Source organism: Synechococcus sp. WC101, assembly GCF_047461555.1.
GTDB lineage: Bacteria > Cyanobacteriota > Cyanobacteriia > Thermostichales > Thermostichaceae > Thermostichus.
Genome location: NZ_JANSHG010000009.1, coordinates 17,435 through 27,605, shown reverse-complemented (window position 1 = coordinate 27,605; position 10,171 = coordinate 17,435). Strand labels below are relative to the sequence as shown.

Genomic DNA, 10,171 nt, shown 5'->3' with positions numbered 1-10,171 from the left:
GATGGGAGGCAGGGGGGCCTGGTCCGCCTGGGGATCGACGTGGGAGGCACCTTCACGGATCTGGTGCTCCTCCAGGAAGGCCAGATCCGGACAGCCAAGGTGCTCTCCACCCCCAGCCCAGAAGCGGGGGTCTTTGCCGCCCTGGACAAGCTGGGCCCAGTTGAGGTGGACGTGTTCTGCCACGGCATGACGGTGGCCACCAACGCCCTCTTGGAGCGCAAGGGATCCCCCACCCTGTTTCTGACCACGGCGGGCTTCCGGGATGTGCTGGCCATTGGTCGCCAAAACCGCCCTTCCCTTTACGACCTCACCCAGCCCAAGCCAGAGCCGGTGGTGCCCCGCCACCACTGCCTGGAGGTGAAGGAGCGCTGCAGCGCCGGCGGCGTGGTCGAGCCGCTGACGGAAGAGGAAATCCAGCGCGTCCTCCGGGAAGTGGGCGAGCGGGTAGAGCGGGATGGGATCCGTGCCGTGGGGGTGGGATTCTTGTTTTCTTTCCTCTACCCGGAGCACGAGCAGCGCCTGGGGGCGGCCCTGAGAGAGGCTTTCCCCGACTTGCATGTTTCCCTCTCCTGCGAAGTGGCGCCGGAGTTTCGGGAATACGAGCGCTTTAGCACCACGGCCATTGATGCCTACCTCAGCCCGGTGCTGGCGGGCTACCTGCACCGCTTGGCGCAGGGCTGCCGGCAGCGAGGGATCCCCGAACCCCTGATCATGCAATCCTCCGGCGGCGTCACTTCCATTGCCCAGGCAGCGGCTCATGCCTCGGTGGCGCTGCTTTCGGGGCCAGCGGGCGGCGTTTACGGGGCGGCCTACCTGGGCTGGCTGAGCGGCTATTCCCATCTGCTCAGCTTCGATATGGGGGGAACCAGTACCGATGTGGCCCTCATTCAAGACGGCCTCCCTCAGGTTACCCCGTCAGCGGTGGTGTGCGGCCTGCCGGTGCAACAGCCCCAGATCGACATCCATACCGTCAGCGCCGGGGGCGGATCCCTGGCCTCGCTGTTGCCGGGCGGGGGGCTGCAGGTGGGGCCGGAGAGTGCCGGCTCCAACCCTGGGCCGGCCTGCTATGGGCGGGGAGGAACGGCTCCCACGGTAACCGACGCCAACCTCTGGCTGGGCTACTTGCCGGATGGGGGCTGGCTGGGGGACGCTGTTTGCCTACGGCGGGACTTGGCCGGCCAGGCCATCGGAACGCTGGCGGAGCCCTTGGGTTTGACTTTGGAGGAGACGGCTGTTGGCATTCGCACCCTGGCCAATGTGGCCATGGCGCGGGCTTTGCGGGTCATCAGCGTGGAGCGGGGCTTGGATCCTGCCGATTTTGCCCTGTTGGCCTTTGGCGGAGCCGGGCCCATGCACGCCTGTGCCCTGGCGGAAGAGCTGGGGATCCGCCGCGTCCTCGTCCCAGCCTTTGCCGGTGTCCTCTCGGCTCTGGGTATGGCTTTGGCCGATCTGCGGCGGGACTACCGGCGGGCCATCCTGCAGCCGCTGCAACAGTTGGAGGGGGAAGGGGGAGGATCCCTTTTGGCCCAGTGGGCGGCGCCCCTCATCCGCCAGGCGCAAGCCGACCTGCAGGAGCCGGGGCTCTCCTTCAGCCTCGACCTGCGCTACCGCGGCCAGTCTTTTGAGCTGGAGATCCCGGCCCAGTTGTCGGATCCGGTTTCTCTCTTGGAGCAGCGGTTTCACCAGGCCCACCGCCAGCGCTACGGCTGGCAGGATCCCGACCAAGAGGTGGAGGTGATCCAGCTGCGTCTGCGGGCGGTACAAGCTTTGCCCCCTGTGCCTTTAAAGGCGCCGCCCCCCCTGCCAGGGGATCCTTTCAAGGGGGAGCGCCAGGCCTGGACGGGCGGCCGGATGCGACCGGTCCCAGTCTACGATCGGCGGCGCATGGGGGTGGGGTTTCAACTGGGCGGGCCAGCGATTGTGGAGATGCCGGAGGCTACCGTGGTGATCGAAGCCGGTTGGACGGGCAATATCGACGCCGTGGGAACCCTGATCCTGAGCTGCGGGTGATTCCGTTGCCAGGTGCGGCCCTCGGGAACCCTTCCTCAGCTTGGTTGCCAGCAGTTTTGCAAGGTTTTGAGGTTTTCTCTAAATTGGCAGGGCCCAGGTTATTGCGGCAGGGCGGACGATGGGACTCGAACCCACGAATGGAGGAACCACAATCCTCTGCCTTAACCGCTTGGCTACGCCCGCCAGGATCCTGGGGATCTAGCTTAGCATGGGACAAACAGAACAGAACCGCAAAGATTGAAGCGCCCCAACATGCTGCCCAGAACCGAACTACTGAAAGGAGCGGAGTATCGAGAAACCTTGGCGCGCATTCTGGATCTGGGGGAGCAAGCCCTCAAAACCTGGCAAGTGGTCTGGAGTGACTTTCTCTCCCCGGCAGAAGTAGCCGAGGTACAAAGCCGGTTGCACAACTTGGCCGAACTGCAGGTGATGGCCTGGGGAGGCTATGCCCAGGCAGAGCGGCAACGCCTAGCCCTGGCCCGCCCTGAGGTCAGCCTGGAGGTGGAAGGCGCAGAAGGGATCCCCTTGGCCGCCGTTCAAATCCAAGGAAACTTTCTTTTCGACCCGGCCACCCACCGCGACTTTTTGGGAGCCCTTTTGGCGACGGGAATTGCCCGCGAGAAGGTGGGAGACATCCTCGTGGTGGGCGAATTCGGGGCCCAGGCCATCGTTGTGCCGGAGCTGGTGGACTATCTCAGCCTCAACCTAACCCAGGTGCGCAGCGTGCCCGTCAAGGTCAGCCGGATCCCTCTCAGCCAGTTGAAGGTTCAACCGCCGCGGGTGAAGTCCATCACCAGCGTGGAAGCCTCTTTGCGCCTGGATGCAGTGGCCTCGGCAGGATTTGGCCTGTCTCGCAGCAAGATGGTGGAAGAGATCCAGCGGGGAGAGGTGCGGGTTAATTGGAAGCCGATTACCCAAGCCAGCTACACCGTCGGCCCCCAGGATTGGATTGCCATTCGCGGTCGCGGTCGGCTGCAAATTGAAGAGGTGGCCGAGACGAAAAAGGGCCGCTTTCGCATCCAGATGAAGCGGTATCTCTAGGTTTTTGGAGATCGGCTGCCCGCCTGAGCCGGGGCAAGATCGCGGCTCCTGGCAAATGTTAGGAAAAAGGGAAGAAGGCCCAAGGATAGAGCAAATACTCCAGGTAAAACAACTTCCAGATCAGTTGATAATAGGTGACAATCGCGTCGCGGCAACCCAGATCCAGGCGAACACCATAGCCCAAAAGGATCCCCAACCCCAGCCCATGTCCTAACAGCATCCAGGCGCCCCGGCCCATGAGGAGAAAATAGCTTCCCAAAGCGATAAAGGCTAGGTAACAAGCGGCCAAAATGCCGATGCAAAACTTTGAGATCCTCTCCTGGCCAAAGCGCAACGAAAAGGTGGCAATGGCAAACCGGCGATCCCCCTCCATGTCGGGAATATCCTTGAAAAGGGCGATCACCAGCCCAAAAATAGACATAAACCCTGTCAGAAAAACAATGGGAGCAGAAAGCTCGACTCCCCCCTGCATCAACTGCTGAAAATGGCTGTACAGGCCCAGATTGACGATCAACCCCCGCACACAATAGATACAAGCCGAGGCCGCCAGCGGAAACCGCTTCAACCGCAGGGGGGGCAGGGAGTAGGCCGTGCCGATCCCGTTGCTCAACAGCACCGTCAACAACAGGTACGGGATCCCTGTCAGGGCCAATAGGATGGATGCCACCCCGCAGGCGGCGACGATCCCCACCCCCTGTCGCCAACTCAGGGAGCCGGCGGCCAAGGGCAGATGGGGTTTGTTGATGCGGTCGATCTCGATATCCGTGAGCTGGTTGAGGCCGACAATGTAGACATTGGCCGCCAGACAAGCCACCCAAGCCACGCCCAACTGGGGAAGGACAGCTAGCAGGGCCGTTGGTTCAGCGGCCACGAACCCGGCCAGCAAGTAGAGGCCCAGTAGACTGGCACTGGTGCCGTAGACGGTGTGGGGCCGAGCAAAACGCCAAAGAACCTGCCAATTTGGGGTCATTCTAGCCAGCAGCGATACAGCTCATGGCCCGAAGCCCTCTCGCGGAGAGTGGCTAGGGATGGGGAGAGTCTTTAAGGAGGGCAGCCAGGGCCGACCAGCGGGGATCCACCGGCGGCGGCGCAGCCGCTTCCACCACAATGCCCGGGCAATCGGGGCGACAGGGCAACTGGTGGGGCATCTCCAAATGCAGGTGTTGGTACATCCAGTCTTCGATATCCAGCTCGCCGTTGGGCGGCAGGCTCTCCAGCAGATCCTCTTCGTCCCGCAATTCCAACTCCAGGGGCGGGGGTTCAGGACTGGGCTCCCGAATCAGGATGATCTCCTCAACCTGCAGATGCAGCCGGTGGTTAAACTGCTGCAGGCAGCGGTGACAGGTGAGGGTGACGATGGTGCGGGCCTCGGCGCTCACCTCCAGGAAATGCCCCCGGTGGCTGGCCTGCAGGGATCCCTCCACAGGGGTCAAGCTCTCAAAACCTGGGAAAAACTGCCTAAAGTGAACCTCTTGGGTTTGACCAGGCATCTGCCGCAGGTCGGATAGACGAATTGGCCTCAGCATGACATCCCCCTTTATACGTCTTGGGTAGCAGGGATCCCGGAATCGCCCCTATCGGCAAGAGAGCCGCACAGCCAGCGCCTCCAGGTCAGGGTCGAGAAGAGGCCCGCCGGATCACCAGGCGACGGTCAGGCTCCTTGCCACGGCTGAAAGTTTCCAGATCGGCGTAGGCAGGGTCTTTCAGGAGCGTGTGGATCTGCCGCCGCTCGGCAGCAGAGAGATCGGGAAACTCGTATTCCCGACCACTGGTTCTCACCTTTTCCACCGCGACAGCAACCAAGGCTTTGAGCTCCTGCAAACGGCGCTGACGATAGCCATCCAGATCCAGGATATAGGGCTGCTGTTGGTCTTCTGGCTGGTTGAGGTTGAGAAGGGTGTTGGCCAAATACTGCAACGCATCCAAAACCACCGGGGAGCGCTCTTCCTCGGGGCCGGCTTCTTTGGACGGCGGCAAGGGCGATGCAGGCGCTTTTGAGAGCAACATTTGCTTCTGAGCCGGCGTTAGAGAATCGGCCTCGATTTCGATTATCTCCCCCACCACTCGCACCACCGCCGGGATTCCCATCGCCGCCAGCACCTGCTGCAACCACTGCCTGGCCCGTTCTCGATGTTCGGCAGGAGAAAGCTTGCCCTGGGAAGGCGCAGCGGTTCCCTCAGACTTCTGATGCGATTTTTTGGCGGCGGATCCCTTCACAGATCCCGTAGAGGACTCAGGGCGGCTCATCCTGGGCAGCTTCCAATTCTGAAGAGGTATCAAGCACTCGACCTAAGCCCGCCCCAAGCCAAGCAGCAAGGACTTGCTAGGGCTCAAAGGGCAGGGATTCGCGCCCTCCCCCGGCTGCCTTTGGCTTGGCTGGTCGGTCAACCTCCTTGGCTTCCCCTGTGCTCGCCTGGGCAGCGCGACGGCGCTCCTCTTCCACCAACTGCTGCAAGTTCTCAGGCAACGGCTCCCGCGAGAGCAAGAAGGTTTGCACGGTTTGGAAGATGTTGGAGACAAGAATATAGAGCAAGACCCCAGCCGGCAAGGGGAAGAACAGGAACATCGCCGAGAACAGCACAGGGGTGATGCGGGCCATCGAGCTCTGGCTGGGATCCTCCTGGCCGGCGTTGGTCAGGGATTGGTTCAGGTAAATGGAGACACCGAAAAGGACGATCATGCCGATGATGTCCCAGTGAATGGTGCCATCCGGATCAAAGGCGCCGACGCGGCCTAACTTGTCGATAAACAGAAAGCCCGTGTCAGAGGCCAAGCCCGGGATCGCAACCTCCACCGTCACTTCCCCCGGCTGCAGGGCCAGCAAGGTGCCATCCGGCTGGATCTGGGCCCGCTCTTCTCCTTTGGTGATCCTCCAGGTGGGCCGCAACAGGGTGGGATCCCCGCCCGCCTCTGCCACCAACTGCTCAAAGGGCTTGCCCCCCGGCCCCTGCAGCCTAAACTGCACCTGCTCCCCTACGGCAATCTTGGTGCCCTTGGGCGCCACCAGCACCACCGGCTTGTGTACCGAGTCGGTGACGAAGATGTTCTTGCTGGGGCTGACGTAGGGGGTGGTCACCACCTCTGCCGCCACCTCTGCTGGCAGGATCTGCAGGTTGACATCGTAGGTAACCGCCGCAAAGGGGGATCCCCGCAGCGTGGCAAACAGAGCAAACAGCACCGGCATTTGAATCAAGAGCGGCAGACAACCCCCCAGCGGGTTGACCCCCAGCTCGCTGTACAGTTTGGCCTGGGCCTCGCGCAGCTTTTGCGGGTCATCCCGGTACTTTTCCTGGATCTCTCGCATCCGCCGCTGCATCAGGGGGTTGATCACCTTCATGCGCCGCATGTTGCGGATGGATCCGACGTTGAGGGGGTAGAGGGCAAAGCGGATCACCAACGTCAGGAAGATGATGGCCAGTCCATAGCTGGGCACGATCCCGTAGAAAAAATCCAGGATCGGCAGCATGACGTTGTTGGAGAGAAATCCGACTCCGAAGTCCATGGGGGGTGCTGGCGAACGTCCGTAACCCATTGTAAGGGTTTCCGACCGGCTGACGAGGGCGTTTTCAGAGTTGAAGCGCTCCAATCAGCAAGAGAGACCTGGGCACTTGCCGGCCTCGCCAACCCTCCCCTTCTCCCAGGGGAGACTAGCCAAACGATTTCCCTGCCTTGCCGAGGGAGAGGGGCAGGGCGCGGCGGCATATCAGTGAAAAAGGAGGGGCTGCTTTGCCCCTCCCTCATCGTTCTGGTTAAACTTGGGGCTCTGGCAGCACCCCTTTTCTGGAAGCAAGAGGCGCTCTGGATGAGGATCCCTTTCCCCTGCCGACGGGACTACTTGACCTTGACCGTGGCGCCAGCTTCCTCTAGCTTCTTCTTGATCTCGTTGGCTTCCTCTTTGGGGATCCCTTCCTTGACCGGTTTGGGAGCAGCCTCCACAAGATCTTTGGCATCTTTCAGGCCCAAGCCGGTCAACTCGCGCACCACCTTGAGGACGGCGATCTTCTTATCCGCGGGGACAGCCTCGAGAATGACATCAAAGGCCGTCTGCTCTTCCACCGGTTCAGGCGCCGCTGCCGGCGCCGGCGCCGCTGCTGCTGCCACGGGAGCAGCCATGACCATGCCACCTGCCGGGGCAGCCGCACTGACGCCAAAGGCTTCTTCGATGGCTTTCACCAACTCGGAAGCTTCCAACAAGCTCAACGCTTTCAACTCTTCCAGGATCTTTTGAACACGCTCCGAAGCCATGGTCTTGTCTCCTCAGGGTAACGAAGTGGATAGGGTGGAATCGGGTCGATGAACCCAAGACAGGCCGAGCCCGTCAGGCCGCCTCCTTGTCGGCAATAGCCCGGATGGCCCTTGCCAGGGAGGCCGGGATTTCTTGGATACCGCGGGCCACCTGCGTAGGCACGGCATTGAGCCCAACCGCCAGTCGAGTGGCTACCGACTTGAGGCTGCCCGCCACCTGGGCCATGAGCACCTCCTTGGGCGGCAGCTCGGCGATGGCCTTGGCCTGATCCAAGGTCAGAGATAGCCCCTCGGCAGCGGCGCCGCGGAACTCGGTTTTCTTGGTTTGCTTGGCGAAATCTTGATACGCCTTCAGGGCTGCCGGAATATTGCCCCGGATCATGATAAAGGCCGTCGGCCCTGACAGGAAGGGAAGAATTCCTGCCCAAGCCTTTTGGTCGGCGACAGCCCGCCGCATCAAGGTATTTTTAACAACCATGCAGACAGCATCCGCCTTGCGCAGCTCCGCCCGCAGTTGGTTCATCTCGGAAACGGTCAGCCCCTTGTAGTCGATTACCAGCACCATTTGGCTGGCTTGCAACAGGGAGCGAACTTCATCGACCATCTCCGCTTTTTTCGCTAAAGGTTGCTTGCCCATACGCTCACCTCCTTTGTGGTCACTGGCTCACTGAGAGCCGAACAGGTGTTGCCGTCGGAAGGGGGTATCTGGAGCCGCCAAAGAGAATGCGCCTCAGCCATAGCCGAGACGCATTGAGGCAAGCGTAACCTAGCAGTCCACAACGGGATCCCTTAGCACTCCGCTCAAACCTCGGCAGGACATTAAGCCCCTTGGCCCCTGCTGTCTTCGGCTCGCTATTCGACTGTGGAAAGCTCTTCTCTGCCCAGATCCTCCGGAAAAATGGCCAATTCAAACGGCAAGCAACTGCCTTTGCCCCTTTGCGGCGCCGAAGCAGGCTTAAGCAACCAACTTCAGCTCTCGCAGAGCATTGATGTCAACCTCAATCGAGGGCCCCATTGTAGCACAAACATGTAGAGCTCGCCAATACTTGCCCTTGGCTCCAGGGGGACGGTTGCGATCAATGGACTCCTGCACGGCTTTCAGGTTTTCCAGCAGAGCTTCGACGGGAAACTTGCACTTGCCGAAGATCAAATGCACAATACCGGTTTTGTCCGCCCGGTACTCCAGCTTGCCGGCTTTGAACTCCTTGATGGCTTGGGCCAAATCCATGGTGACCGTCCCGCCCTTGGGAGAGGGCATGAGGCCGCGCGGCCCCAATAGCCGCCCCAGCTTAGCAACCTGGGGCATCACATCGGGGGTGGCAATCAGCAGGTCGAAGTCGATCACGCCCTTGCCGATCTCCTCGATCAGGTCTTCAAAGCCCACCCGGTCGGCCCCTGCGTTCTGGGCTTCCGTAACCTTCTCGCCGCGGGCAATCACCGCCACGCGAATCTCCTGCCCGGTGCCGCGGGGCAAGACGACGGTGGTGCGCAACTGCTGGTCGGCGTACTTGGGATCGATCCCCAGGCGGATGTGAACCTCCGCCGCCTCGTCAAATTTGGCAGTGGCCGTCTCCTTCATCAAGGCCAGGGCTTCTGCGGGGGGATAGGCAATGGGCTTGACTTTCTCCCGCAAAGCTTGCATACGTTTGGACAGTTTTCGAGCCATAGTTTCTCCTCGGGGTGCTGGCGAGAACTTCTCTCCCCCATAATGGTCTGCCAAAACTTCCAGACAACAAAGACTAGAGATCCTTAAGTCGATCGACAATCAATCAACTATTGTCACCCCCATGCTGCGGGCGGTGCCGGCGATGATCTTCATGGCCGCCTCCACGTCACGGGCATTCAAATCGGGCAGCTTCTGCTCGGCAATCTGGCGCAGTTGCGCCCGCGTCAGGGATCCTACCTTGACTTTGTGGGGCTCACTGGATCCCGACTCAATGCCGAGGGCTTTTTTGATCAACACCGAAGCCGGCGGCGTCTTGAGGACGAAGGTGAAGCTGCGATCCTCGTAAATCGAGATCTCGACCGGCACCACCATCCCGGCTTGATCGGCCGTTTTGGCGTTATATTCCTTGCAGAAGGCCATGATGTTAACCCCGTGCTGGCCCAGAGCCGGGCCGATGGGGGGAGCGGGGGTGGCTTTGCCCGCTTGGATGGCCAGCTTGACCACTGCCACCAGTTTCTTAGCCATGAAACGCGGTTACACCTCTTTGCGCACTTGACCAAACTCTAATTCTACCGGAGTATCGCGCCCGAAAATCGAGATCAAAGCCTTGAGCTTGCCCCGCTCTGGGCTGACATCCACCACCTCGCCGTAAAATCCCTGGAAGGGGCCAGAGAGCACCTCGATGCGATCCCCAGGTGCCATGTCGATCTTGAGGGGCACTTCTTCCACCTCGACGCTGCTGAAGATGCGCTGGACTTCGCTGGGGCTAAGGGGCCGTGGCGTCACATGGCCGCGACCACGACCGTAGGCCCTTCTCTCTTCCGTGCCGACGAAGTTGATCACGTTGGGGGTGGTTTTCACCACCATCCAGGTGTCGTCGTTGAGATCCATGCGCACCAGCACATAGCCGGGAAAAATCTTTTCCTCTTGTTCCTGGCGCTTGCCGGATCGATCGAGCTTGAAGCCCGTCCGCTTCGGGATCACCACCTCGACAATCTGATCTGCCACATCCAGAGCCGCCGCCCGCTGCATCAGGGTGCTTTTGACTTTGTTTTCGCAGCCTGAAGCCACCTGCACGGCGTACCAGCGCAGGTTGCGGCGACCTTGACTTTCGCTTTCTTCCCCCTCCGCCGCCGTGCCCGCAGGCTCTAGGGGCTCGAGGCGGCCCCCCCGGCCTCTCCGCCGCTGCTCTGGCTCTGGGCTCATCAC

Annotated in this window: 11 protein-coding genes, 1 tRNA gene and 1 other annotated feature; of the genes, 2 read left to right on the top strand and 10 right to left on the bottom strand. The window is 61.2% G+C overall.

Features of this window, described 5'->3' with window-relative positions:
• Nucleotides 1-2,010 (top strand): hydantoinase/oxoprolinase family protein (locus NW809_RS01325; RefSeq protein ID WP_414401372.1); only part of this gene is annotated, 2,010 nt, incomplete at its 5' end.
• Between the two features lie 110 nt (nt 2,011-2,120).
• Here the strand turns inward: NW809_RS01325 and NW809_RS01320 are convergent.
• Nucleotides 2,121-2,193: transfer RNA gene (locus NW809_RS01320), tRNA-His, on the bottom strand.
• A gap of 69 nt (nt 2,194-2,262) precedes the next feature.
• Between NW809_RS01320 and NW809_RS01315 the strand changes: the two genes are divergently transcribed.
• Nucleotides 2,263-3,051 carry a photosystem II S4 domain protein gene (locus NW809_RS01315; RefSeq protein WP_011430619.1) on the top strand — a complete coding sequence of 263 codons (789 nt, stop codon included), beginning with the start codon at nt 2,263-2,265 and terminating at the stop codon, nt 3,049-3,051.
• 58 nt (nt 3,052-3,109) lie between these two features.
• Here NW809_RS01315 and NW809_RS01310 read toward each other — a convergent pair whose 3' ends face one another.
• The 9 genes from NW809_RS01310 to nusG form a co-directional block, all read right to left on the bottom strand.
• The gene (locus tag NW809_RS01310; protein WP_011430618.1) at nt 3,110-4,021 is read right to left on the bottom strand and encodes a homogentisate phytyltransferase; all 912 of its coding nucleotides are present in this window, start codon (nt 4,019-4,021) and stop codon (nt 3,110-3,112) included.
• 52 nt (nt 4,022-4,073) lie between these two features.
• Nucleotides 4,074-4,577: a YceD family protein gene (locus NW809_RS01305; protein WP_011430617.1), complete on the bottom strand. Its 504-nt coding sequence runs from the start codon at nt 4,575-4,577 to the stop codon at nt 4,074-4,076.
• Nucleotides 4,578-4,662: 85 nt separating this feature from the next.
• Nucleotides 4,663-5,298 (bottom strand): protein jag, encoded by a 636-nt coding sequence (locus NW809_RS01300; RefSeq protein WP_240527859.1) that lies wholly within the window; start codon nt 5,296-5,298, stop codon nt 4,663-4,665.
• Between the two features lie 76 nt (nt 5,299-5,374).
• The gene (gene yidC / locus NW809_RS01295; protein WP_414401371.1) at nt 5,375-6,553 is read right to left on the bottom strand and encodes a membrane protein insertase YidC; all 1,179 of its coding nucleotides are present in this window, start codon (nt 6,551-6,553) and stop codon (nt 5,375-5,377) included.
• Between the two features lie 329 nt (nt 6,554-6,882).
• Entirely contained in the window at nt 6,883-7,296 is a 414-nt protein-coding gene (gene rplL, locus NW809_RS01290; protein WP_011430613.1) for a 50S ribosomal protein L7/L12, read from the bottom strand.
• A 73-nt stretch (nt 7,297-7,369) separates the two neighbouring features.
• Nucleotides 7,370-7,933 carry a 50S ribosomal protein L10 gene (rplJ, locus tag NW809_RS01285; protein ID WP_414401370.1) on the bottom strand — a complete coding sequence of 188 codons (564 nt, stop codon included), beginning with the start codon at nt 7,931-7,933 and terminating at the stop codon, nt 7,370-7,372.
• Between the two features lie 73 nt (nt 7,934-8,006).
• Nucleotides 8,007-8,162, bottom strand: a sequence feature (ribosomal protein L10 leader region).
• An 89-nt stretch (nt 8,163-8,251) separates the two neighbouring features.
• Complete coding sequence (gene rplA / locus NW809_RS01280) at nt 8,252-8,962, bottom strand: 50S ribosomal protein L1 (protein WP_011430610.1); 711 nt, start codon at nt 8,960-8,962, stop codon at nt 8,252-8,254.
• Nucleotides 8,963-9,061: 99 nt separating this feature from the next.
• Nucleotides 9,062-9,487 (bottom strand): 50S ribosomal protein L11, encoded by a 426-nt coding sequence (gene rplK, locus NW809_RS01275; RefSeq protein ID WP_011430609.1) that lies wholly within the window; start codon nt 9,485-9,487, stop codon nt 9,062-9,064.
• Nucleotides 9,488-9,496: 9 nt separating this feature from the next.
• A complete protein-coding gene (gene nusG, locus NW809_RS01270) occupies nt 9,497-10,168 on the bottom strand; it encodes a transcription termination/antitermination protein NusG (RefSeq protein ID WP_011430608.1) in 672 nt (223 codons plus the stop codon).
• Between the last annotated feature and the right edge of the window lie 3 nt (nt 10,169-10,171).